General features: G+C 56.6%; 23 protein-coding genes, 3 pseudogenes and 1 riboswitch. Of the genes and pseudogenes, 22 read left to right on the forward strand and 4 right to left on the reverse strand.

What is annotated here, in order from left to right:
* Positions 1 to 188: 188 nt before the first annotated feature.
* The 4 genes from RA29_RS17735 (at position 189) to RA29_RS17750 (ending at position 5,168) form a co-directional block, all read left to right on the forward strand.
* Positions 189 to 1,148 carry a DUF2333 family protein gene (locus RA29_RS17735; protein ID WP_039688694.1) on the forward strand — a complete coding sequence of 320 codons (960 nt, stop codon included), beginning with the start codon at positions 189 to 191 and terminating at the stop codon, positions 1,146 to 1,148.
* A gap of 38 nt (positions 1,149 to 1,186) precedes the next feature.
* Positions 1,187 to 1,570: a hypothetical protein gene (locus tag RA29_RS17740; protein WP_039688466.1), complete on the forward strand. Its 384-nt coding sequence runs from the start codon at positions 1,187 to 1,189 to the stop codon at positions 1,568 to 1,570.
* 231 nt (positions 1,571 to 1,801) lie between these two features.
* Entirely contained in the window at positions 1,802 to 2,956 is a 1,155-nt protein-coding gene (locus tag RA29_RS17745) for an AI-2E family transporter (protein WP_241462643.1), read from the forward strand.
* 487 nt (positions 2,957 to 3,443) lie between these two features.
* A complete protein-coding gene (locus RA29_RS17750; protein WP_039688469.1) occupies positions 3,444 to 5,168 on the forward strand; it encodes a cation:proton antiporter family protein in 1,725 nt (574 codons plus the stop codon).
* A 131-nt stretch (positions 5,169 to 5,299) separates the two neighbouring features.
* On the opposite strand, the gene RA29_RS17755 is transcribed toward RA29_RS17750, so the two are convergent.
* Entirely contained in the window at positions 5,300 to 6,301 is a 1,002-nt protein-coding gene (locus RA29_RS17755; protein ID WP_052249759.1) for a LacI family DNA-binding transcriptional regulator, read from the reverse strand.
* Between the two features lie 135 nt (positions 6,302 to 6,436).
* Here RA29_RS17755 and denD point away from each other — a divergent pair, with 135 nt between their 5' ends.
* The 11 genes and pseudogenes from denD to RA29_RS22550 form a co-directional block, all read left to right on the forward strand.
* Positions 6,437 to 7,423 (forward strand): D-erythronate dehydrogenase, encoded by a 987-nt coding sequence (gene denD / locus RA29_RS17760; RefSeq protein ID WP_039688471.1) that lies wholly within the window; start codon positions 6,437 to 6,439, stop codon positions 7,421 to 7,423.
* Positions 7,424 to 7,452: 29 nt separating this feature from the next.
* Complete coding sequence (locus RA29_RS17765) at positions 7,453 to 8,415, forward strand: TRAP transporter substrate-binding protein (RefSeq protein WP_039688473.1); 963 nt, start codon at positions 7,453 to 7,455, stop codon at positions 8,413 to 8,415.
* 73 nt (positions 8,416 to 8,488) lie between these two features.
* Entirely contained in the window at positions 8,489 to 9,010 is a 522-nt protein-coding gene (locus RA29_RS17770; protein WP_039688475.1) for a TRAP transporter small permease, read from the forward strand.
* Positions 9,007 to 10,287 carry a TRAP transporter large permease gene (locus tag RA29_RS17775; RefSeq protein ID WP_039688477.1) on the forward strand — a complete coding sequence of 427 codons (1,281 nt, stop codon included), beginning with the start codon at positions 9,007 to 9,009 and terminating at the stop codon, positions 10,285 to 10,287. Before RA29_RS17770 ends, RA29_RS17775 begins: the two co-directional genes overlap by 4 nt.
* Before the next feature lie 397 nt (positions 10,288 to 10,684).
* Positions 10,685 to 10,789, forward strand: a riboswitch (guanidine-I (ykkC/yxkD leader).
* 79 nt (positions 10,790 to 10,868) lie between these two features.
* Positions 10,869 to 11,915: a putative urea ABC transporter substrate-binding protein gene (locus tag RA29_RS17780; protein WP_039688479.1), complete on the forward strand. Its 1,047-nt coding sequence runs from the start codon at positions 10,869 to 10,871 to the stop codon at positions 11,913 to 11,915.
* 45 nt (positions 11,916 to 11,960) lie between these two features.
* Positions 11,961 to 12,773: an ABC transporter permease gene (locus tag RA29_RS17785; RefSeq protein WP_039688481.1), complete on the forward strand. Its 813-nt coding sequence runs from the start codon at positions 11,961 to 11,963 to the stop codon at positions 12,771 to 12,773.
* Positions 12,770 to 13,543, forward strand: coding sequence for an ATP-binding cassette domain-containing protein (locus tag RA29_RS17790; protein WP_039688483.1), 774 nt, complete (start codon positions 12,770 to 12,772; stop codon positions 13,541 to 13,543). The genes RA29_RS17785 and RA29_RS17790 overlap by 4 nt, the downstream gene beginning before the upstream one ends.
* Positions 13,518 to 14,762 (forward strand): agmatinase family protein, encoded by a 1,245-nt coding sequence (locus tag RA29_RS17795; protein WP_039688485.1) that lies wholly within the window; start codon positions 13,518 to 13,520, stop codon positions 14,760 to 14,762. Before RA29_RS17790 ends, RA29_RS17795 begins: the two co-directional genes overlap by 26 nt.
* Positions 14,752 to 15,180 carry a hypothetical protein gene (locus RA29_RS17800; protein WP_039688487.1) on the forward strand — a complete coding sequence of 143 codons (429 nt, stop codon included), beginning with the start codon at positions 14,752 to 14,754 and terminating at the stop codon, positions 15,178 to 15,180. Before RA29_RS17795 ends, RA29_RS17800 begins: the two co-directional genes overlap by 11 nt.
* Complete coding sequence (locus tag RA29_RS23315; protein WP_193743574.1) at positions 15,177 to 15,347, forward strand: hypothetical protein; 171 nt, start codon at positions 15,177 to 15,179, stop codon at positions 15,345 to 15,347. The genes RA29_RS17800 and RA29_RS23315 overlap by 4 nt, the downstream gene beginning before the upstream one ends.
* A gap of 249 nt (positions 15,348 to 15,596) precedes the next feature.
* A pseudogene (locus RA29_RS22550) lies at positions 15,597 to 15,794 on the forward strand (class II histone deacetylase); the annotation flags it as partial.
* Here RA29_RS22550 and RA29_RS17805 read toward each other — a convergent pair.
* Positions 15,789 to 16,481: a LysR substrate-binding domain-containing protein gene (locus RA29_RS17805; protein ID WP_275041514.1), complete on the reverse strand. Its 693-nt coding sequence runs from the start codon at positions 16,479 to 16,481 to the stop codon at positions 15,789 to 15,791. The pseudogene RA29_RS22550 and the gene RA29_RS17805 overlap by 6 nt on opposite strands.
* Positions 16,482 to 16,550: 69 nt before the next feature.
* Positions 16,551 to 16,688, reverse strand: a pseudogene (locus tag RA29_RS23790) (LysR family transcriptional regulator); the annotation flags it as partial.
* A gap of 153 nt (positions 16,689 to 16,841) precedes the next feature.
* On the opposite strand from RA29_RS23790, the gene RA29_RS17810 reads away from it, so the two are divergent.
* Positions 16,842 to 17,327, forward strand: coding sequence for a GNAT family N-acetyltransferase (locus RA29_RS17810; protein ID WP_039688490.1), 486 nt, complete (start codon positions 16,842 to 16,844; stop codon positions 17,325 to 17,327).
* A gap of 607 nt (positions 17,328 to 17,934) precedes the next feature.
* On the opposite strand, the gene RA29_RS17815 is transcribed toward RA29_RS17810, so the two are convergent.
* Positions 17,935 to 18,315 carry a hypothetical protein gene (locus tag RA29_RS17815; RefSeq protein WP_039688492.1) on the reverse strand — a complete coding sequence of 127 codons (381 nt, stop codon included), beginning with the start codon at positions 18,313 to 18,315 and terminating at the stop codon, positions 17,935 to 17,937.
* 88 nt (positions 18,316 to 18,403) lie between these two features.
* Here RA29_RS17815 and RA29_RS17820 point away from each other — a divergent pair, with 88 nt between their 5' ends.
* From RA29_RS17820 to RA29_RS22555, 6 genes and pseudogenes are all read left to right on the forward strand, one after another.
* The gene (locus RA29_RS17820) at positions 18,404 to 19,960 is read left to right on the forward strand and encodes a recombinase family protein (protein ID WP_275041513.1); all 1,557 of its coding nucleotides are present in this window, start codon (positions 18,404 to 18,406) and stop codon (positions 19,958 to 19,960) included.
* Complete coding sequence (locus RA29_RS17825) at positions 19,960 to 20,859, forward strand: ParB/RepB/Spo0J family partition protein (RefSeq protein WP_039688494.1); 900 nt, start codon at positions 19,960 to 19,962, stop codon at positions 20,857 to 20,859. The genes RA29_RS17820 and RA29_RS17825 overlap by 1 nt, the downstream gene beginning before the upstream one ends.
* A complete protein-coding gene (locus tag RA29_RS17830) occupies positions 20,856 to 21,755 on the forward strand; it encodes a plasmid partitioning protein RepB C-terminal domain-containing protein (protein WP_039688496.1) in 900 nt (299 codons plus the stop codon). Before RA29_RS17825 ends, RA29_RS17830 begins: the two co-directional genes overlap by 4 nt.
* Positions 21,756 to 22,370: 615 nt before the next feature.
* On the forward strand, positions 22,371 to 22,595 hold the full coding sequence (locus tag RA29_RS17835) for a hypothetical protein (RefSeq protein WP_039688498.1): 225 nt from the start codon (positions 22,371 to 22,373) through the stop codon (positions 22,593 to 22,595).
* Between the two features lie 436 nt (positions 22,596 to 23,031).
* Positions 23,032 to 23,481 (forward strand): hypothetical protein, encoded by a 450-nt coding sequence (locus tag RA29_RS17840; RefSeq protein ID WP_039688500.1) that lies wholly within the window; start codon positions 23,032 to 23,034, stop codon positions 23,479 to 23,481.
* A gap of 577 nt (positions 23,482 to 24,058) precedes the next feature.
* Positions 24,059 to 24,441: pseudogene (locus tag RA29_RS22555) on the forward strand (transposase); the annotation flags it as partial.
* Positions 24,442 to 24,513 lie beyond the last annotated feature (72 nt).

The raw sequence follows: 24,513 nt of genomic DNA on the forward strand, positions 1-24,513 counted from the left end.
CCTGAGATAAGTACATTTCTCGGCCATGTCGGTTTTCGTGGATGAATGTCAGACCTCCCGCGTTTTTCAGAAAACATCGGGAGGCGAGAGCAATGACGATCAACCACGCAGACCCAAACTCTCATGGCGGGTCCGGTCGGGCCACGGCGGGTGCGTTGATCCCTGTTCCGCGTGACGCGCTTTCGGATTTGGACGGCCCCGGTGGCCTCAGGCGCTTTCTTTCATTCCGCCCACGTCTTTCCCTGCGCATGCTGCGCAACGGAGCGGTCTTACTGGTGCTCTTAGCCACGCTCAACTGGACCGTGGGTGCGCTGATGGTGCACCGCATTGACAACGATCTCACCTTTTCGCCCCCCGCCCATCTGACAGGCGGCAGCAGAGCCGTATCGATGGCAGCCGCCCTGATCGACCGTGAGGTCAACGAAAATGCCTGGACACCGAATGATCCGTGGTTCGCGCCCAGCACGTTCTTGGACAATATGCCCAGTTACCAGACGGGCGTGATGCGGGCCGTCGCACGGTTCAGCTTTGAACTTTTGGACGGCATCGCGCGCACACGCGGATCATCCAGCAACGATCCCGACCTTGAGCGGGCGGCGGGATTTCTTCAGTTCCCGCCGGATTTCTGGATATTCAACTTCGAGAAATCGTTGCTGCCCATGGTGCCAAGCGAAGATCAGTACCGGTCCGGCCTGAACTTCCTGACGCGCTACAACCAACGTCTGGCCAATGGCAACGCCATATTCGAGCGGCGCGCAGATGCCTTCGGACGCACGATCCAGCAGGTCTCGCTCGACCTCGGGGCGCAGACCGCAGCGATCGAGCGTACCCGTCAGGGCGGCTGGTGGATCTTCAACACCTCTGCGGACGATGTATTCTATCAGAACAAGGGGATGCTCTACGCCTACTACATGATCCTCAGCGAGCTCGGGCACGATTTCGAACATCTCATCCGTGAGCGTGGCCTGACCCTTGTCTGGACACGCGCGTTGCAAAACCTGGAACGCGCAACCCAGTTGCGGCCGACGGTTGTCCTGAACGGCAACAGCGACAGGAGCATCTTCGCCAATCACCTCATGTTGCAAGGGTTTTATCTGAAAAGAGCGATCCTGCAATTGGAAGAAGCCGTCAGCGTGCTGGCGGTCTGATCCCGAAACCTTGGACCAACACATAGAAGGAGACCACGATGCTGTTTGGAAAACACAGACGCGCGAATGGCTTTGAAAATGGGCGTGCACGGGGTGGCGTTTGGCGTCGTCTAAGCCGGGAGATTCAATATCTTGCACATGAGTGGCGCGAAGATCGGGACACGCTTGCGATCAAACGCGCGCTGTCAAAGCTGTCGGATCGGCGGCTACATCTGATCGGCCTGCGCCGCCGCACGCTGGAACAAGATATCCGGCGGATGATGTGGGATATCCAAGCCGGTCGGACCATCGAAGCCGAAGTCCTGCAAATCCTGGATGAGGCAGACCGGCGCGACACCTCGGCAGACGTTCTCATGCTGCCAAAACCGGGCAGTAAAACGCGCCCCGGTGCGGTCATCCAATTTGATGCAGCGCGATCATAACGTCACGGTGCCGCGGGTCCTGAACGCAGCGGAAGGCTGTCGTCCAGGCCCGTCCAGCTTTGGGGGCGGAACATCCCGCAGCCGATACAATCAGTGTTGGGGGTCACGTCATGGCTACGTGACCCCCAGTCGGACGGCATCCCGGTCTGACCGCAAACCTGGCGTTGATATATGCGCTTCAAACCTGCGCGCGTCTTCACGCAAGATCGTCAAGGACGGCAAGGAACCCCTATGAAGTCATCGACGTCGGTCCACGTATCAAACACGCTCCCGCGCCCTCGGTACGCTCACGAGAGCCAGCATGTGGTTGGGGCCGCGACCGACGAAGGTGCATCGCCCCCGCAGCGCATGCAGATCAGTGCCGTCTGTTACGGGGTGGCGTTGGTCATCATGATCGGCTGGCTACTTTGGATCGGCCAACCGGTGCTTTTGCCGGTCATCGCCGCCTTGATCTCTGTTTATATCCTCTCAACCACAGCAACCAACATGGAGCGGTTTCCGCTCCTTCGGCGGTTTCCACTTTGGGCGCGCCATACCCTCGTTTTGATTGCATTTGCAGGCGGCCTCGCCCTGCTGTTCGCGCTGGTCACAAACAACATCGCTCAGGTTATGACCGCCCTTGTGCGATATGAGGCCAATCTGGACGCGCTCGTCACCCGGTCAGCCGGTCTTCTGGGCATCCAGGACGAACCGACATGGTCAAATCTCAGGCGCATGACCTTTGACGAGATCGACATCAGATCCTGGATCGCGCCAGCGCTCGTCTCCCTTCAGGGCCTTGGAAAATTCCTGTTTCTCGTGATCCTCTTCGCGACATTCTTCATGGCTGAGAGAGGCAGTCTTGCCAAAAAGCTGCTTCTGGCGTTCGGCAATGACGGCTCCGGCGAAAAGGCCCTGGAACTGCTGCGGCGTATCAATGACCGCATCGGGGGGTATCTGTCCGTCAAAACAGCCGCGAACATCATACTTGGCGCAATCTCCTACGCTATCATGCTGGCCTTGGGGATCGAGTTTGCATTGTTCTGGGCGGTGTTGATCGCGTTCCTGAACTATGTCCCCTATCTCGGCTCGCTCATCGGTGTGATCTTTCCCGTCCTGCTAAGCCTCGCGCAGTTCGGTACGCTCTCAATGGCCGGTTTGGTGTTTGTTTCACTAACAGCAGCGCAGATGTTCGTGGGCGGCTATCTTGAACCGCGCATGATGGGGCGGGCATTCAACCTCAGTCCCTTCATGATCCTGCTTGCGCTTCTGTTCTGGAGCACACTGTGGGGGCTTCCCGGTGCCGTTCTGGCGGTCCCCATGACGACAAGCCTCGTGCTTGTGCTCGCGGAAATCAGGTCGACTCGGCCTTTGGCCATCATGTTGTCGAGCAGTGGCAAGGTGTAGATTTTGCTGGCTCACATCAGTGGCAGTTCAGCTGACATTGGCTACAAATTGCCCCACACTCGGTTCAGTCGAGGTTGAGGTCACCGGCTGCTTCGACGGTGTTCGTGTCGCCGCGAACAAATACTGTGAGCCTTCATCCGTAAGCGCAGCCACTTTGGTTCATTTGTACTCTCACCCGACCTCTATGTTCCGACGACATGCCGGTTGGGTCATTGCTACACTTGGCAGATAACCACTCAAATTGTAGGCTTTCACGGCACGCACCATGTGATCATCTACGGCCTGCAAAACTTAGCAGATTTTCCAGCAATAAAAGTCCGCCAGATCTGCGGGCCCCATCTTGTAATCCAGAGTAAATCCATCAACTGATAATATGGTGGCAGACATGAAGGCACTATGCCTTCGTCTGTCGGCTGCCGTCCCGAGTGTTCCAAAAGCCCAGGCTTCTTGGGATCGACGAACGCATGGCAGCCTTGGTGGACTACTCGTGATCGCAGTTATCGAAGACTACATTTTTTACGAGATTGCAGCACTCCTTGTTTTGGCGGCAGGGGTTGGCTTTCTCGGACTTCTTCTAAGACAGCCCCTCATCGTGAGCTTTATCGCGGTGGGGATACTGGCCGGTCCGTCGATTCTGGATATTGCGCGGTCGGATGAGCAGATTGATCTGCTCGCCGAGTTGGGCATAGCTGTGCTCCTCTTCCTTGTCGGCCTCAAGCTTGATTTCAACCTCGTGCGGTCGCTCGGCCCGGTGGCGCTTGTCACCGGGCTAGGTCAGGTTGTGTTTACCACTGTCTTCGGGTTCCTGATTGCGCTCGCGCTCGGCCTTGATGCTGTAACGGCGATCTACGTGGCCATTGCGCTGACATTTTCCTCAACGATCATCATCGTGAAGCTTCTGTCGGACAAGCGCGAGATCGACGCGCTTCACGGGCGTATCGCGCTAGGGTTTCTCATCGTTCAGGATATCGTTGTTGTCGTTGCAATGATCGCATTGTCGGCGATCGGTGTGGGAGGTGCGGCCGAGGGTGAAGGTGCGCTCGTGGATGTGTTGCGGGTGCTCGGCTATGGGTTGGCTATGTTGACCTTTGTGGTCGTGTTCATCCGGTATGTCGCAAATCCACTGGTCGAACGTCTGTCTCGCGTGCCGGAATTGCTGGTCTCGTTTGCCATCGGTTGGGCGGCGCTTCTGGCAGCGGTCGGTTACTATCTTGGGTTCGGCAAAGAACTCGGCGGGCTTCTTGCTGGCGTCTCCCTCGCATCGACACCGTTTCGCGAAGCCATCGCGGCGCGGCTGGCGAGCTTGCGTGACTTTCTGCTGCTCTTCTTCTTCATTGCACTTGGCGCGTCCCTCGACCTGTCCGTCTTGGGCGACAGCGTCGGGCCAGCGCTTGTCCTGTCTCTCTTTGTTCTGATTGGCAATCCGCTGATCGTGCTCACGATTATGGGGGCGATGGGGTACCGAAAGCGGACGGGTTTCCTGGCTGGTCTGACCGTCGCACAAATCAGCGAGTTTTCACTGATCTTCATGGCAATGAGTGTCACCATTGGGCATGCCACAGATGAAGCGCTTGGCCTGGTCACTCTTGTTGGTCTCGTCACTATCGCGGCGTCGACATACATGATCACCTATTCCCATCAGCTCTACAGCTTTTTTGAACCCGTCCTCGGCGTTTTCGAACGCCGGCATCCGCAGGCGGAAGACACCGACGCATCCGATACGGCCCGCTCCCACGATGTGGTGCTCTTTGGTCTCGGCCGCTATGGGCTCGGCATCGCCTCGTCTTTGCAGGACAGTGGCAAAAGCATCCTCGGCGTCGACTTCAGCCCAAGAGCGGTGCGTCATGCCCGTGAACAAGGTTTCGACGTCGTTTTTGGAGATGCGACCGATCCTGAATTTCTCGGCCACCTCCCGCTTCAACAGGCCGATTGGCTGGTCATGGCGGTGCCGGAACACGAAACCGGTCTGACCCATGATGATCCGCGCCATGCGCTGTTGAAAGCAGCGCGCGATCTAGGCTTTGGCGGCAAGGTCGCCGTCGCCGCGCATCAGGATGCAACGGCAGAAGCACTGCGGGCGGATTGCGCTGATCTGGTTCTCATGCCCTACCGCGACGCAGCCTTTGCGGCAGCTCGGATGATTGCCGGAGACGCGCGTGTTCCTGAAACCGTCATCGAAGATCCTGAAGGTCAGAAGGAGTTTTTGCCGTGATGTTGCGCGTCACAAATGAACCGAGCCTACCGAGTGCGGGACGTTTCATGACGATCCGCTTCCGGTGGCGATATAAGATAGTTGAAAGCCTCCACTATCCACAATGAAAGACCGACAGGCGGCCCGCCCCTTCAAGCAGACGCTCCGGGGATCAGTTTGAAGCCGACATCAATGAAGCGCGACGTGTCCTCTCCTGCCAGTCGCTTTAGGATCTGGTCCGCTGCTGCTGTGCCGATCTCGCCGCGACGCGATCCGACGGTCGTCAGCGGGATGGGAGCGGCCTGCCCCAGATCGAGGCCGTTGAAGCTTGCCAGAGCGAGCGTATCTGGCACCGCCATTCCCCGCGCAAGTGCTTCGAACTGACCGCCCATCGCCATGTCATCATTGGAGTAGTAGATGAGGCGCGGCGCGCCCATGCTTAGCATTTCTGCAGTCAACTGCCGTCCCAACGTGACTGAAGAGGTGCCTCCTGCTTCCAGCACCTGGTCGAACTCAAAACCTGCCTCCTGGAGAGCGGATCGAAAACCTGCGCGTCTGGCCGCGGCCCTTCTGTCGCGTGTCAGGTCATGGCCAATATACCCAAAGCTCGTGTAGCCACGCCCAAGCAGGTAATAGGCGATCGATTTGCCCGCCTGAACTTGTGAGATACCCACCGCCATGTCCACGGGATCGGTGTCGATCTCCATGATTTCCACAACGGGGCAAGGCGCCCGCGTCAATAGTATTCGGGCCCGTTGCGACAGGTTGGCGGTGGCGATTACGATCCCGGCTGGCTGCCATTCAAGCAGGCTCGCGATCAGCCGCGTCTCGCGCTCCGCATCATAGTTCGAGATGCCAAGGATCGGGTGATAGCCTGATGCATCAAGCCGTTCTTCCAACCCGTAAAGCACATCTGGAAACACGATGTTCGACAGTGATGGCAGGATCACGGCGATCTGGTTCGACGTTCGTCCACCAAATGATCCGGCAAGTCGATTGCGGACATAGCCCGTTTGTTCGAGCGCCTTTTCAACGCGCTGCACCGTTTCAGGAGAAACGTTGGCCGCGCCACGCACGACCCGCGACACAGTGATTTCGCTCACCTGCGCGAGCTGTGCGACTTCGGCCAATCTAACTTTTGATGACGCGCTCATCTTTCATTTTCCGCAAGGCTACCCATATGGGAATGATAACGACGATCATGTTTTCAGAATAGAGCAAAAATGTATGGCTTTTCGGTATGACAGCGCTGTCATCTCCGTAGAGGACATGGCTAAGGGAGGAGCGCTATGCGCGTTGCCATCACGGGTTCGGCCGGCTTTCTGGGTGGTTTGCTGGTCGAGCGTTTTGCATCTGCCGGTGAGGTCAGTGTCGACGGTCAGTTTCGCCCGGTCGACGAAATCCTGGCCTGTGATGTTGTCGAAGCGCCGCTGGCGAGGCTGGCCGCGCAACACCCCGTCGTGCGCCCGATACTGGGCGAGATCGGACAACGGGACGTTTTGGCGGAAGTCGTGAGTGCCAAACCAGATCTGATCGTGCATTTGGCAGCCGTCGTGTCGAGCGCAGCGGAGGAGGACCTCGGTCTTGGCCTGCGAGTGAATGTTGACGCGACTATGGCGCTGATCCAGTCACTTGAAGCGCATCCAATCCCGCCAGTCTTCATCTTTGCATCGTCCGTGGCGGTCTTTGCCTGCGATAGCAACGAGGTCATTCACGAGACCCAACAACCAGCCCCTCGCAGCAGCTATGGCGCCCAGAAACTAATAGGTGAAATCCTGGTTCGAGATGCAAGCCGCCGTGGGATCATTCGAGGTCGCAGTTTGCGGGTGCCGACAATTTCCGTGCGCCCAGGTCGGCCAAATCGCGCAGCGTCTTCGTTTGCCAGTGGTATCATTCGCGAGCCCATGACTGGCGAAGCGGCGGATCTGCCGGTTGGGCGGGATGTGCGCCTGCATCTGGCCTCGCCCGCGCAGGCGATTGACAATGTTCTTCATGCCATCGGCTTGCAGCAGGGCGCATTGGACGGTGAGACGACCATCACATTGCCGGGCCTGTCCGTTTCGGTCGATAACATGCTCAAAACGCTGCGCGCTGAAGAAGGTGATGTGGTTGCAGACCGTGTCCGGCACGTTCCGGATGCTGCAATAGAAGCCATCGTGAAAACGTGGCCCGGCGGGATAGAGACCCCGCGCGCAGAAAGACTTGGCTTTGCAAAGGATCACTCATTTCGCGACCTGCTGGATCAGTTTCGGCAGACGCTTTCGACGCCGGTTTGACCGGCATTCACGACCAAGGGAGGACGACCATGAGACTGAAGTTACTCGCCGCTGTCGCGGCTACTATGATCGCGGGAACCGCGCACGCGAACCAAATCACCATCGGCCATACGGTATCGGCTGACAGCCACTACGGCGTTGGCGCACAGGCCTTTTTGGATACGCTTTCGGAGCTGTCGGGTGGGGAATGGTCAGGAAAGCAGGCACCGGCCGGTCAACTTGGCGGTGAGCGCGACATGATCGAAGGGCTTCAGATCGGCTCGGTCGACATGGTGATCACATCCACCGGCCCCTTGGGCAATTTCGTGCCAGAGGTCTATGCGCTGGACCTGCCGTTTCTGTTCCGCGACTACGATCATGCCCGCGCCGTCTTGGATGGAGAGATCGGTCAGGAACTGCTGGAGAAAATGCGTGACGCTGACCTTGTGGGCCTCGCATGGAGCGAGAATGGCTTTCGCCACGTCACAAACTCGCAGCGCCCAGTAACCTCACCTGATGACCTCGCCGGACTTAAACTGCGGACGATGGAAAACCGGGTACACATGGAGGCGTTCCAGAACATGGGCGCCGCGCCAACTCCCATGGCCTTTCCGGAACTCTTTTCCGCCTTGCAACAAGGCGTTGTGGACGGTCAGGAAAACCCGGTGGTTGTGATCACCACCTCGAATTTCTGGGAAGTGCAGAACTATGTCTCGCTGACAGGTCATGTCTATTCCCCAGCCATCTTGCTTGTATCGCCCATTCTTTGGGACGGGCTGAGCGAGGAAGAGCAAGGCTGGTTCCGCGAAGCCAGTAAAGCGTCCGTCGCCGCGACAAGGGCTGAGGTTTTGCGGCTGGAAGAAGAAGGCGTCGAACTGATGCGTGAGCGCGGTATGGAAGTCATCACTGACATCGACAAGGCGCCGTTCCAGGAATTGGCCGAAGCTGCTTACGCGGTCTTCACCGCGCAACACGGAACTGAAATGGTTGAGCGCATTCAGGCGTTCGAATGAGACAATGCGGCGGATTCTATGGGATCCGCCGCATTGCTTTTGAACGGGCGAAGCCCCCGAAGGACATTGCAGAATGCAGCATTTCTTGACGTTTGAGCGCTGGAGCACTGGGCTCGCGCTGACACTTGCCATCGCGTTTCTGATCATCGCGGCCAGTCTTGCCATGTGGCAGGTGACGACCCGGTTCGTGATCGGTGTGCCATCAACTTGGTCGGAGGTCATCACCAGATCGGCCATGATATGGTCAGTCTTTCTGGGTGTGGCAGCCACCTATCGGCACGGGTCGATGATCGCGATGGAAATTGTGCAGCGGGCGCTACCGGGCAGGCTCGGTCTCTGGCTCTACCTTGGAGCGAATGGCTTGTCCGTCACGTTCTTCGCGATCCTCTTCTGGCAGGGGTGGGGCATGACCGAACGGGTTGCACGACAGACGCTGGCCGCGCTCGAAGTTTCGATTGCCTGGGTTTACGCCGCACTTCCGGTGGGTGCGGTTTTCGCAATCATCGCAATTCTTGGCTGCTCGCTGCGCGCTTGGTCTGCGGGATCGAGCACAGCCGCCGTTGAACCCATACCGGACTACGAGGTATCGAAATGAACGGGGCCATTGCCGTTTCGCTTGCGATCTTTTTTCTGATCGGCGTCCCTATCGCCGTCGCCATTGGGCTTGCCGCAATTGTCGGGATTTCCGCACAAGAACGTTTGCCACTGCTGTTGGTGGCACAGCGCATGTTTGCCGGTATCGACAGTTTTCCCCTGATGGCGATCCCACTTTTCATCCTTGCTGGCAACCTGATGAGCGCAGGGGGTATTTCCCGCCGATTGGTCGATTTGGCCAAGGCGCTTGTGGGCGGCATACAGGGGGGACTGGCCTGTTCATGTGTTCTGACATGTATGATGTTCGCGTCGGTCTCTGGCTCTTCCGTGGCCACGACCTTTGCCATTGGTGCGATCCTTATCCCGGCGATGGCACGGCACGGATATCCCAAGCCACTCGCCGCCTCGATTCAGGCCAGTTCGGCCGAATTGGGTGTGCTTATCCCACCTTCGATTCCGCTGATCCTGTATGGGGTATCCACCAATACATCGATCGAGCAGCTCTTTATTGCGGGTATTGGGCCGGGGCTTTTGGTGGCGGCGGCACTGATGGTGACAGTGATTGTTATCTGTCGCATGCGAGGGCTTGGCCTTGAGGATGGCAAAGATCGCCCATCTCTGCGGGCTGCACTCTTTGCGGCTTTGCCCGCACTTCTGGTCCCCTTTGTCATCATTGGCGGGATTTATTCCGGGGTCTTTACCCCGACCGAGGCCAGCGCAGCCGCCGTTGCCGCAGCTATCCTGGTCAGCGTGGTTTTCTATCGTGAACTGCCGCTGCGCGCGCTGCCCAGCATTCTTAAGCGTACTGTCGTGTCTTCGACGGCCATTATGCTGATCATCTCGGCGGCAGCTCTGTTTTCGTTCCTCATCACCCGTTCCGGGTTGCCGAATGATATTGCGGCATGGTTCAGCGCCGTTTTCGAAAGCCGTTTCGCATTTCTTCTTGTGGTCAATCTTCTGTTGCTGCTGGTCGGAATGTTCATCGAAACGTCGGCTGCAATCCTCGTGCTCGCACCGATCCTTGCACCGATCGCCATCGCCTATGGCGTAGATCCCGTGCATTTCGGACTGATTGTTGTAGTTAACCTGGCTCTTGGAATGATCACGCCACCGCTTGGTGTGAACCTGTTTGCGGCCTGCTCTGTGGCCGGCATACCGGTCGAGCGTATCATTCCGCAGTTGGTCTGGTTCGTTCTTGTTGTCTTTGGATGCCTGATGCTGATCACGTATGTGCCGATGATCACATTGGGGCCAGTTGAGCTGTTGGTGGGCAGATAGCATGCGGAGGTGATTGCCATCAGTGGTTCAAGTACGTGTGTGTGCAGGCGATGCCTTGTGTCAGAACGCTTTAATTTTTACGTGCGTTGAAAAGACTGGCGCAAAAAGCAGAAGCGGAGCAAAGCAACTTACTTTTGTAAGAGTGCGGCGCTTCGCCTTTGCTCTTGGATCCGCAGCGAGACCAACTTAAAAAACACGACAACTAGCGCTGAAAACCGCAGATTTACCCAAAGCTGCCATTGATTTGGCAGTGTCGTGGGGCTGAACCTGGTGTCAAAGGTGATCAAATTTCGCACCAATTTCCGTGCGACGCTCAAATTTTCAGCGCTTTCCCGCAACACGGGTAAGACCTCGATCTCAACAATTGATTTAGACAGGCCCACTTGCTCCACTTAGTTTGCAGGATGTCTAGGGTTCCGTTTGCATTTGCAAAGTCTGGTCCGAGAGATATCGCCCGGCGGCACATCCGTTGGGTACACGGCGGGGCAAAATCCCGGGAGGCTACTGCGCTGGTTTGACCCGCGCTCCGCATCTGCCCTCCACGCGGTCAATCCACAACCTGGAACTGAAGGGGATTGACGATGAAAAAACTCGCAACAACAACGGCTTTGGCACTTGGCCTTGCAACGGGCGCGTTCGCACAAGAAAAGACCGACTTTAAAGTGGCTTGGTCGATCTATGTCGGATGGATGCCGTGGGGATACCTCGAAGACAGTGGCATCATGGACAAATGGGCCGACAAGTACGGCATTGATGTCGAAATCGTGCAGATCAACGACTACGTCGAATCCATCAACCAATACACAGCCGGTCAGTTTGACGGTGTATCCGCCACGAACATGGACACCCTGTCGATCCCGGCGGGCGGCGGTGTGGACACAACGGCGTTGATCGTCGGCGACTACTCCAACGGCAATGACGCGCTGATCGTCAAGGGCGATGGCAACATCGCCGATCTGGCGGGTAAACCGGTCAACTTGGTTGAGCTTTCGGTCTCTCACTACCTTTTGGCACGTGCGCTGGATTCAGTAGGTTTGGCTGAACGAGATCTGGGGGGCGTGATCAACACCTCTGACGCAGACATGATTGCAGCCTATGCGACGGACGAGGTTGAGGCGGTGGTCACTTGGAACCCGCTGGTGTCAACGATCATGGAAGGCCCGGACGCCAAAAAGCTGTTCGACAGCTCGGATATCGAGGGCGAGATCATCGACCTGATGGTTGTGAACACCGAAACACTGGCCGCCAACCCGAATTTCGGCAAGGCGATGGCGGGCGCATGGTACGAAGTGATGTCTCTGATGGCGGCGGGCGATGTCGAAGTTCTAACCGCCATGGCTGAAGCCTCGGGTACGGATCTTGACGGGTACAAAGCACAATTGGCCTCGACCGAGATGTTCTTTGACCCCGCTGCCGCCGTCGCCTTTACCTCAAGCGACGAGTTGCCCAAGACCATGGTCAGCGTGGCAGAGTTCCTGTTCGACAAGGGGATCCTGGGTGAAGGCGCACCATCGGCGGACTTTATCGGCGTGGAATATCCGGGGGGTGCGACGACCGGCGATGCGGGCAATGTGAAGTTCCGCTTTGATACGACGTTCATGCAAATGGCTGCCGACGGCAAGCTGTAAGCCCAAAAGGTGGGCCGCGATGGGCGACTGTCGCGGCCAGATGTCATGCGTCTGATCAACCGAAAACCTGGCCGTCCCCTGGCGCTGTTTCTGGCGTTGCTGCCTTTCGTTGTGGTGTTTGTGGCTTATGCCATCGGCTCGGACATCCGATTGGCGGAAAATCCGTCGGACAAATTGCTACCTGCGCCTTCGACGATTTGGGACACGGCTGCGCGGTTGATCACCGAGCCTGACCTTCGGTCAGGGCGCATCCTGTTCTGGCATGACACCACAGCCAGCCTGGGGCGGCTGGCAATGGGCATCGGCATCTCGGCCTTGCTGGGGCTGGTCTTTGGTTTGCTCATTGGTCTTTTGCCGATCATGCGCAGCTTTCTGGCGCAGTTTGTCGCCGTTCTTTCGATGATCCCGCCGCTGGCGTTGCTGCCCATATTGTTTATCGTTTTTGGCCTGGGGGAGTTGTCCAAGGTTGTTTTGATTGTGGTTGGCACATTGCCTTTCATTATCCGTGATCTCAGCCAGCGGGTGCTGGAAATCCCCCAAGAGCTTCTGATCAAGGCGCAGACACTGGGCGCGTCAACCTGGGTCATCACCCTGCGCGTTGCGATACCACAGGTCTTGCCGCGGCTGATCCAGGCCGTGCGCCTGTCGCTGGGCCCCGCGTGGCTGTTCCTGATTGCAGCAGAGGCGATTGCCTCGGATCTGGGGCTGGGCTACCGCATCTTCCTTGTGCGTCGCTTCCTCGCCATGGACGTGATCCTGACCTATGTGATCTGGATCACCATCCTTGCCTTTCTGATGGATTGGGCCCTGCGCACCCTGTCGCGCCGTCTCTTCCCTTGGGCGGAGGATGGGTTATGAGCTTTGTCACGGTCACAAACATCTTTCAGAGCTACGATGGCCGCCCGATCCTTGAACGGGTGAATGTCAGCGTGGACGAAAGCCAGTTCATCTCGATCGTCGGTGCTTCGGGCTGTGGCAAATCAACTTTTCTGCGCCTGCTGCTTGCGCAAGAACAACCGACCCGCGGAGACGTGCAAATCGCAGGTGCCCCTCCGGCACGGGAACCGGGGCTCGACCGGGGTGTCGTGTTCCAGAAATACTCGGTCTTTCCCCATATGACCGTGCGCCAGAACATTGTGGCAGGCGAAAGCCTGCGGCGGGGATGGGGCACCTTTTGGGGCGCAGAGGCCAAAGACGCCCGCAAACGGGCCGATGCGACCCTTGCGCGCATCGGGCTGGACCACGTGGCGGACCAATATCCGGCAACGCTGTCTGGTGGGATGCAGCAACGGCTGGCCATTGGTCAGGCACTTGTTGCAAAACCGCGTGTCCTGCTGCTCGATGAGCCCTTTGGCGCGCTCGACCCCGGCACACGACTGGCGATGCACGATTTCCTGATGGAGTTGCGGGCCGAGACCGGCATGACCGTCTTTATGGTTACGCACGACCTCGAAGAGGCGTTCAAGCTGGGCGATCGCGTGCTGGTTTTCGACAAACCGCGCTGGGACCCACATGACCCGTCACTCTACGGGGCAACGATCACATACGACTTTGACGCCCGCGATGGCGGCATCCCTTTCCAAAGGCTAAAGGAAGACACTCATGTTCTGCACGAAACACGATCGTAGCCGATCCCATCACCCGATGGATCACCGCCACAGCGAAGAACGCCACCACCATCCCGACCTGACCAAGCTGCTGGGCTGGAAAGCCATGCACGCCGAAAAAGACATTCCCGGAAGCCGTTGGGAAGAAGAGCGCAAATGGGCCCTGCGCATGGGCCTGACCGGCGCAGACAGCATCGAGGACAAGTCCATTCCCACATTCGCCCGTGGGGAACTGCCCCATTACGCGGGCATCAACACGTTCCTGAAGGCGCCCTATGCCGAGGACGTGACCGAGGTGGGCGATTATGATGCGACGGTGCTTGGGATCCCTTTTGACGGTGGCACAACCTACCGGGCAGGCACACGCTTTGGTCCGCAAGGCGTGCGCAAGATCTCGGCGCTCTATACGCCGTATAACTATGAAATGGGTGTGGACCTGCGCGAACAGATGACCCTGTGTGACGCGGGCGACGTGTTTACCATCCCTGCAAATATCGAAAAGACATTCGACCAGATCAGCCGTGCAGTCAGCCACGTGGCCTCGTCTGGCTCATTGCCCATCATGATCGGTGGCGATCACTCCATCGGCTTTCCGTGTGTGCGTGGCATCGCCGAATGCACGTCCAAGAAAATCGGCATCGTCCACTTTGACCGCCACGCCGACATACAGGAAAAAGATCTGGACGAACGGATGCACACCACCCCGTGGTTCCATTCAACCAACCTGCCCAATGTGCCAGCCAAGAACCTTGTCCAGGTCGGCATCGGCGGCTGGCAGGTCCCCCGCGAAGCCGTCGCTGTTGCGCGCGAGCGCGAGACCAACATCATCACGATGTCCGATATGGAAAAGATGGGCGTCGACAAAACCGCCGAAATGGCGCTGGAAATGGCGTGGGACGGGGTCGATATGGTCTATATGTCCTTTGACATCGACAGTATCGACTGCGGCTTTGTTCCAGGCACAGGCTGGCCCGAACCGGGCGGCTTCCTACCGCGCGAGGCGCTTGCTCTGGCCTCGAAAGTTGCGGCCGAAGGTATCTGCGGCATGGAGCTGGTCGAGGTTGCGCCGCCCTATGACCAGTCCGAAATCACAGCCCTCATGGGGACGCGCGTGATCGTGGATGTGCTCGGCAGCCTCGTGGCCTCGGGCAATCTGGGCAAGCACAAACGGCACATCGACAAGCCCGTCACCATCCCCCACGGCGATTTTGAAGGAAAGCGGTGGTCCAATGCCACATGATATCGTGAACGGCCACATCGGCCACAACCACAGCCACGGCGATCACCTGCACAGCCACTTGCCGGATGCAGACAAAGCCGAAGAGTTACTTGTCCTGACCACTCAATTCATCGACGGTTTTGTCGCCGCCAAAGACAAGATGTCGTACCTGCGGCTCATGGGTGTGCCCCTGGAAATCGATGCCCCGGATGGGGGACCAAAGATGAAGTTGGTCGATGTGCAACTCACAACCGAATGGCAGGTGGGCACAGCGTCGCCGTCATTCGGGTCGCAAGAGCTGTCATATCTGCCCTATCCCGGCGACATGGTAACCGAGCGCACCAACATGGGCTTTGTGTATGTCTCACTCAAAGCCAAGCAGGTGAATGATCTGAGAGATGTCTTGCAGAAACACCCAGCGGCAAGGGATGTGACGTGAAACGCCTTTTCCTGATCATGATGACGGCGCTGATGGCGTCTCAGGCACATGCGCATCACGAGGTGGCGATGACCACCTCCATGATGCCGTTGATCGTGGCAACGGCCCCCGTTCTGATCTTGGCAGCGGCGAGATGGCGACGGTGGAGACGGAGGCACAAAAGGTGACCCCGGCTTGAGTACGCATGCGCTCGCGGTTTTGCTGATAGACAGGTTGGGGCGATTTTATCCCAGTATTGTGGCTACTGCGGTCATAAAACGTATGAGCGCAGCTTTCATTTCTCAAAGCAGTCGTACCGTGCGGGTTCCGAAGACCATCGTACGGCAGCAATGCTGGCTCCAAACGCGACACCTTGACCGGTAGGAGAAAGGCAGGTTTCACGACGCAAAGATCAAAGTCATCCGACGTTCAACTCTGAGGGTGGGTATTCAGAACTTTATGTCCCGTTCTGCGGCCACGCGATGCTGGAAGAAATGTCCGGTTCAAACATCCGCGCAGAAGACCCTTTGAAAGCGCGTATCACAGGCCAGCAGCCGGACGAATACGCCGACGCCTTCCATGCGTCAGTTGTCACGCGGCTTGACGAAGAGTTGCGTGCGAACGGAGTTCTATAATTTCGGTGCAGGAAAGAGGAGTTCATCGGTATCCGCGTCTCGCGTCACCGCAAACGCGCTCGGTCCAAGCTCAACGAAATAGCTGTGCAACTCTTTGATAAAGGCCGTCACCGCTGCAGGCTTTTGAGCACCGTAAGGGTCAGCCGCGAACAAGGTTGGCTGGCGCACAAGGTTGGGGTTATCAGGAATGGTCTCAGGCGTTGGCCGGATATTGAGGATCGACACGCCAAGCCCATTTGAGACTGCCGATCGGACCGTCTCATAGGAATGGGTCCGCAACCCAATCCTGGGACGGCTGGAAACGCTATCGAATAGCCCCAAAAGGTAGACCCCGGTTTCCGGCAGGTCGAGCAGGATCAGCGGATGGTCAACGAGTGACTTCAAGGACACCACGTCTAGCTTGGCAAGCGCGCTGTCGCGATGGACCAAGGCGTGGGTCGGAAACCTGCAGATCGGGATCGTGTTGCTGCCAAATTCCTGACCGATGTCATAGGTCACGACCACATCCACCTCACCTGCGGACAACCAGGCGCGCAGCTGGGTTTGATTTCCCTCCAGAAGAGTTATCTCGCAATCGCCATAGCTGTCGCGGAAGCGGCGCAGCACAGGCGGGATCAGCAATGCACCAAACGGCAGGAAACACCCGATCCGGAGGGAGGTGCCCGCCGCGCCCGAGAATTGCTCCAACGATCGTGTGAACTCTTCACCGGACGCCAGAAAGTGGTTGGCAGAAATCAGGAAGACACGGCCTGCGGGCGTGAGGGAAATCCCGTGGCGCTTGCGCCGCGTAAATAGCTGCGTGCCGGTGGCGTCCTCAGCGGCGTCAATCGCAGCCAGAACAGAAGACTGCGAAATCGCCAAAACCTTGCACGCTGCTGCGATGCTGTCTTGGCGCGCAACCTCCCTAAGTTACTGAACTTGTTTGTAAGTGAGCCTCATGCTCGCTTTTACATTTTCTGACGCTGCGAAGTCAAAATATACATTTTATCGCAACGTAAAAATGCGGTTTAAGAGCGGACCAATGAGTACCGAAAGGGGTCAAGCGCAATGATCACGTTCCGAGATGCAACCGAACAAGATGCACCAGCGATTTGCGCGCTGAATGATGCGGTTGTCGAGGTGACCTCGCCCATGGATACCGACCGGTTCAAGCATCTTTTGGGCCTGAGCAACCCCTGCATCGCCGCAGAGAAGGACGGGCAGGTAATCGGCTTCGTCCTCGCCATGCAGATCGGCGCAGGCTACGCGAACGATAATTTCAACTGGTTCGCTGCACGTCTGAACAGTTTCGTCTACATCGACCGCGTCGTGATCGGAGCTGCAGGTCAACGACAGGGCCTCGGCGTGAAACTCTATGAAGCCGTCGCCGAAGCTGCCCGTGCCCAAGGGCATCTGGTCATGTGCGCAGAGATGGATTTGGATCCGCCGAATGAGCAGTCCCTGGCATTCCATGCGAAATCAGGTTTTGTCCCCCTTGGCACGCGGACATATGACACAGGCAAGGTCGTCTCGATGCAGATCAAAGGCCTGTAAAGGGCCAGCTCAAAGCATCTATAGCCGCATCCAGAGACCAGTCTTTCGCAGAGCGGCGCGCATCAGAACAGGATGCCGATAGTATCGCGGAGCTGATCGACGCGGCATATGCGCGGTCGGAGCCCATTCTTGGGCGAACACCATTGCCGATGCTCGCAGACTATCGCAGTGCGCTAACTGAAGATCTCTTTGACATATTGGAAAGCGAGGGAACTTTGGCGGCGTTGTCGTCGGCTGCGCCTGCGGGCCGCACCACCTCTGTCCAATAGCATTGCCTCGCCCCCTCCCGCGTTTACCACGTAGCAGATCAGCAGGAACAGGCGGCTTCGCTGTCTGAACCTGCAAATCAGCCCTGATTTTCCGTAAATGAAGTCAGATCAATGCAACAGCCTTCAGGAGTAAAACGAGATGCTAGGTCAACGTCGTGGCGGAAAAGCCAAACATCTCAGGAGTTTACATGTTGTGGAGCGGCACATAGTTTTTCCTTTTTGGGGATTTTGGACTATTGATTTTAAAAGGAAATCTCTTAACGCTGCGCAGCAAACTTACCTTTTGTGGCTCAAAGGCTTTCCATTCCAGGCGCCGGCCCGGTTTTGGGACTATGCTCTTACTCCGCTCTTTGATTGTCCTCAGCGGCGCAGATCACATCCAAAGTGGTGAGAACGTCTGCCAACTCTTCCTTAATTCGTTTGAGGCGTTCAGTCGTCATCGCTTCATTGCGGCCTGCCAGTTCCAACACTACGGCAAGCACGGTGTCTGAATGCCGCATCAGTTCGATCAGATGTTCGGCTGTTGGTCCGTATGAAGCAGAGAGCCAGTTCTTCACCGTTCGCTCACTCGCTCCAGTCCACCGCATGGTTGCTTTTGCCGCTTGGCCTGCACCGCCGAGCTCTTGAGACAGCGCCAAACTGATCGCCTGTCGGTATTCTGACGCGGAAACACGCCCTGCGCATTCTCGATGAAACGACTTGCCCTTCTTATGCAACATGTTTCCGCCCCTCTCTCGTTAAGATTGAGAAAGGAATCGCAAAGATCCCGAGCAGATTTGCGAATTTGGATGATGGAGGGCGGCAACATTGAGCTGGTCAGATGCTGATCAAAAGGAGGAAAATCGTCGCAAAGCTGCACAGTATGTCCGCATGTCAACAGAGCATCAGCGTTACTCGACTGAAAACCAGGCAGACGCGATCCGACGATACGCTGATGAGCGCGGGTATGAGATTATCCAGACATATTCTGATGCTGGGAAAAGCGGTTTGCGCATTCAAGGTCGCGCTGGTCTCACTCAACTAATCGAAGACATCGAAGCTGGGCAAACAGCATTCAAGACGGTTCTGGTCTACGATATCAGCCGTTGGGGTCGCTTTCAGGACGCGGATGAAAGCGCATATTATGAGTACATCTGCAAACGGGCAGGAATGTCTGTCGAGTACTGTGCGGAACAGTTCGAAAACGATGGCAGCCCAGTTTCAACGATTGTCAAAGGCGTCAAGCGGGCGATGGCCGGCGAATATAGTCGCGAGCTCTCTCAGAAGGTCTTTGCGGGTCAATGCCGCTTGATTGAACTGGGTTACCGGCAAGGTGGAGCGCCGGGGTTTGGTCTGAGACGGATGCTGATTGATGAAGCTGGCCACAGGAAAGGCATCCTATCCCGCGGTGAGCATAAGAGCATTCAGACCGATCGTGTGACTCTCGTGCCAGGGCCGGACAACGAGATCGCGGTTGTAAATCAGATCTTCGAGGAATTCGTCCAAGATGGCCGATCAGAGGCTGAAATCGCCGCGGATCTTAATGCGCGCGGGATCAGAACCGATTTGGACCGAAGTTGGACGCCAACCGTCGTGCGCCAAATCCTCACTAACGAAAAGTACATCGGCAACAACATCTGGAACCGCAACTCCTTCAAACTGAAGAAACGCCACGTCCGCAATGATCCCAGCAATTGGGTGCGCGCTGTCGGTGCGTTTGAAGCGATTGTGAGTTCAGACCTTTTCGAGGCTGCAGGTGCGATTATCGGTGCCCGGTCTCAACGGATGTCTGATGCGGAAATGCTTGAAGGTCTAAAAGAAACGCTGGAACAACACGGATTTCTCTCCGGCTTCGTGATCGACGAGGCCGCCGGCCTGCCGTCGAGTGGCGCGTATCAAAGCCGGTTTGGCAGCCTCCTGCGGGCCTACAGTCTTGTCGATTTCAAACCGGACCGAGACTATCGCTACATTGAAATCAACAAACGCCTACAAGGTGTACATGCGGATATCGTTCGTGACGTTGTCGCCGGTGTCGACGCGGTCGGTGGACTGGCTGATCGCGATCCAAAAACAGATATCGTCACCATCAATGATGAGTTCACTGTTTCCATCGTTATCACGCGGTGCATGCAGACGGGCGCCGGTGCATTTCGATGGAACATTCGCCTCGATATCGGGCGCTTGCCCGATATGACAATCGTCGTGCGGATGGGAAAGATGAATGAACTGCCACTGGATTACTATTTGCTGCCGACCTTCGACATGAACCAATCCAAGTTGCGCCTGTCAGAGAACAATGGCCTGTCTCTTGACGCATTCCGTTTCGATGACTTGTCACATTTCTTCGCAATGGCGGCACGCGCACCGCTTCTGGAGGTAGCGTGATGAGCGACACCGATCTCAAACAGACGGTACTTGTTCCGATCGACGCGATCACCGTCGTGAATCCAAGGGTTCGCAATCAAAAGGTCTTCAACGAGATCAAGGCCAATATCGCTGAACTCGGGTTAAAGCGGCCGATCACGGTCGCGGTCCGAGAAATCAAGGATGGAAACGAGCCAAACTATGAGTTGGTGTGTGGTCAGGGGCGCATGGAGGCTTTCAAAGCTCTCGGCAAATCCGAGATCCCAGCGATCGTCATCAACGCAAGCAGCGAAGACTGCCTTGTGATGAGCCTCGTCGAAAATGTCGCACGCCGTCAGCACCATTCGCTCGACTTACTGAGAGACATTCGGCGGCTGAAAGAAGAAGGTTATTCGGAACAGAAGATCGCGGCTAAAACACAGCTTTCCGCCAAATACGTGCATGGCGTCATCAAGCTGTTGGAAAGCCATGAACATCGCCTGTTACGCGCGGTCGAAAGTGGAAGGATCCCGGTCAGTGTTGCAGTCGATATCGCCGATGCGGATGACGTCGAAGTACAGTCGGTTCTCAGGCAGGCTTATGAGAAAAAGCTTCTGCGAGGCGGAAGCCTGTTGAGGGCCAAGCGCCTTGTCGAAGCCCGCCAGAAGCACGGGAAAGGGCGAGCATCGTCCGATGGCCGTTCACGCAAGAACCTGTCGGTTGAGAGCCTACTGAAGACCTACGAGAACGATGTCGAAAAGAAGAAGATGCTGTTGCGCAAGGCGCATGCCACGCGCAGTGAAATGCTTTTTCTCACGCAATCGCTCAAAACACTGATGGCAGATGAGAACTTTGTCACGCTTTTGCGTGCCGAAGGATTGGCCAGCCTGCCAAAGACAATTGCCGATCGGCTTTCGCATGCTGAAAGTGCGCCGACATGACCACAAACTCAGTTGCAAAAGAGGTCGTCGCTGCCTTTGAACAGGAACTACTGACGGTTCGCTTTGATCAGATCGCGCCACTTTATGTTGTCACCCCACAAAAGAAGGCGAGCACAAAGTACAAACAGATCGCCGCGTCCGTTCACGAGATCGGTCTTGTTGAACCCATCGTGGTGGTGCCGGACAAACATGAGCCGAACCAATACACATTGCTGGATGGCCACCTGCGCCTGGAGGTGCTGAAAGATCATGGCCATGTCGAGACGCAATGCTTGATTTCGACCGATGATGAAGCCTTCACGTACAACAAGCGGATCAGCCGTCTTGCGACCATTCAGGAGCATAAGATGATCTTGCGGGCGCTGTCCTTGGGCGTCCCCGAGGAGCGCCTGGCCAGTGCGCTGAACGTCAATATCAAAACGATCAAAGAAAAACGGCGCTTGCTCGACGACATCTGCGACGAGGCCGCAGAACTTCTGAAAGACAAACAAGTTGCCCTGACCAGCTTTCAAATTCTCAAGAAGATGAAGCCCATACGTCAGATCGAGGCGGCACAGCTGATGGTCGCCATGAACAAATTCACCATCAACTACGCCCGGTCTCTTTTGGCAGCGACACCAGAAAACCTGCTGTTGTCAGCAGCAACGCCGAAGAAGATCAAAGGGATTTCGCGTGAACAGCTGGACCTGATGGAACGCGAGTCCGCCAACCTGGAACGAGAGGTTCGGCTTGTCGAAGACAGTTACGGCGCGGACCATCTCGATCTGGTTCTGGCGCGCGGCTACATCTCGAAGCTGATGAGCAGCGAGCGAGTGACGCGATACTTGTCTCTGCATCACGAAGAGTTCTTGCCCGCATTTGAGAAAATCACTGAAACGGAGGCTTTCGCGTCCTGATTGCCAACTTCGGCCATAACGATTTGGGGACCCGGACCCATGAAGCGCGGGGACCGCAGGAGAAGCCACACTGTGAGGCGGATCAAGTGCGGTGATGGGAATGGCGGCGAACCCGTCGGGGCCCATCAAGCCGGGCCAGATGCCCGGCACCCCCTTTCGGGGGGATGAAAGAAATAATCAGCAACCTCGAAACGGTAAAGGCTGAACCTGGTTTGAGCCTGTATCGATTACCGTGGCCTTGCTATGCCTTCTACTTTCGCAGCGGGTTGACATGACAGCGACCTCGAAAGCCGAACCCGCCTGGGTGCTCACATAGATGCGCAACCTGGCCAAGTCGATGTTGAACAAGGTCAAATTTCCAAAATCACTTTAATTCGATGAAAGAACCTCCATCGAGCTCGACCAATGCGCTTGCTATCGAAACCGCGGAGGCCTTGCTGGAGACAGCTTTTGCCGTTTTTGAACAGCGACGGATCAGCGGATGAGGCGATTGTCTTGCACAATCGATGACTTCCAGCGATAAACTGACTGTGACAACATGAACGTTCTCCATTCAGCCGCGCTCAAAACGGACTTCTCCGTGACACTTGAGTTGCGCGTTTGAAAGGAACACACATGAAACGCCCAAACCTCCCCCCGATCCAAGGCAAACGCTTCGACTTCGAAACGCTTCAATACAATGCCATCAGCCTGATGAAACAGGCCCATGATGGTCCAACTTTCCTGCGGCACGCAGGGCGCGTGACCCACGTGGTCATGACCGAAGAACTGTTCGACAAGCTTTGGCCAGACCCGCGGCGGGCCTGGAGCGTCTATGAAATGCCACTCCGGATAGAGTAGCTCCTCTTCGAGGTCATAGACAAATCGCTTGCCGAAAGTGAGGAAGACGACATCCGGGAATCTGATGTCGATCCGGGCGCAGGAGATCCGTCACAGCGCCTCGTTCATCACAACCCATGGGTGTTTCGCGATGCCGTAACAAAATGCGAACGTCGCTGAACGGGTGTTATATCAACCGCCCTTAGGTTGAGTCAGTGCGGTTCTCAGGAGTCACCGACATCCTTCAACACATCAAAGATCTAAGCGTCCTCATACGTCAGGTCCGGCTTATGCTGTATACTTGTTATCCACTGTTTCGAGAGTGACATCGCTACTTGGCTCCCGCCGCGATCAGTTCACGTTCATAGATACGCACGTATCCAGCAGCACATTCAATCGTCGACACACTATGCCTATCCAGCCTTCTGGCCACATGTATCGGCGCGTTCCCCTCTCGATGAGCGATCTGGCCAAGAGTCAGATACCGGCTTTCAAAGTTCACAATACTGTCACGCGAGATATAGCCCTTCTGAAAATTGGTATCCCGATTACGCCGTGTTACCTGTTCAAGCAGGCCTGCGTCGCGCAGCTTACGGATCGAGATTATGCTGCTGCGCAGCTAGCGCGCTGCCTCCGCGAGACTCATGTCGCCGACGAACACCATATCGCTTCGTCGGAATGCTATACCTCGATCAATCAAGAGCCCTTGCAGACCGCCGACCTTTGGATCGCGCAAAACCATGCTCAACCGCGCCTCGCTCCAATCCGTGACAATGCGAAACAGCGGAACGCGTTCGAAACGGCAGTATTGCTTGAGCGACAAGATATTAGGGGACGGCTGGGCCTCAGGCAACGACGCTACCTTTTCAGAAAGGCGTCGAGCAGATTATTTATTCACGGGGCGTAAACTAGTACCAAACGTCTGCGCCTCAAGCACACCGGCATCAATCAGTGATTTTATTTGTTGCGCCGAAACATTCAGTTCATCGGCTGTCGAATTGGGGAAAGTCTGTCCGGCGCAAAGGTCAACAAGGTCATTAGTTCGCCGCGCGTGTGGTGGCCGCAAACCGTGGCGCGGGCCTTGGGCAAGGCGGTACCAGCCTGCAAACCGCTCAAATGGCGTCTAGTCGTGTTCGGGATATGCCGACGGGTCTAACAACAAACCGAGCATCACGCTTGATGGCAGAGGCGGTCGCCGACCCAGAGCCGTTCAAGTCGCTTTTGATGAATGTCAGTGCTCCTAAGGCAGAAGCAAGGGTTGCAAGCCGCCTTTGGCCATATCTGGTCGGCAGCGTCTCAGCGTCGACACTCAGCGAGTAGGGTTTAGTGATTTCTGGGGATGTAACGAACTTCGCCCAGAAGCGACGGTGGATATGGTAGACCAGATTGCTGTCGCAAGCGACGTGGGCGCTCACCGGTTCAACGCTTTGTCCATGTATGCGCTGGCGCAAGGTCAGCTTTTTTGAGTGTGGCATGCAGTGTGGCTGCACGCAATCTGCGACAGCCAGGGAAGATCGGTTGACCTGTTTGTCACTGCCGGGCAGGTAAGCGACTGTATCGGCGCACGGAGGGTCTGGTCCGGCTTAGTGGTCTGCTTGACGTCAAATGGCTTCTCGGGGATCGCGGCCATGACGCTGACTGGTTCCAAGAAGCGTTGAAAGACAAAGGGATACGCGCCGGCATCCCGGGTCGCAAGCAACGCAAGAAGACCGTAAAATACGACAAGCACCGCTACAAACGGCGCAACCGGTTCGAAATCATGTTCGGTAAGCCGAAAGACTGGCGGCGTGTCGCAACCCGATATGACAGGTGCCCGAAAGTCTTCTTGTCCGATATCGCAATCTCAGCACCCGTCATTTGCTGGCTAGGAGTCTTGCCCCTAGCCAACCGCCATACTCAAAAACCTTGCATAAAAGTCACCATCATCTAAACCAGCAAT

Origin of the sequence: Tateyamaria sp. ANG-S1 (assembly GCF_000814025.1) — a bacterium.
Taxonomy (GTDB): Bacteria; Pseudomonadota; Alphaproteobacteria; order Rhodobacterales; family Rhodobacteraceae; genus Tateyamaria.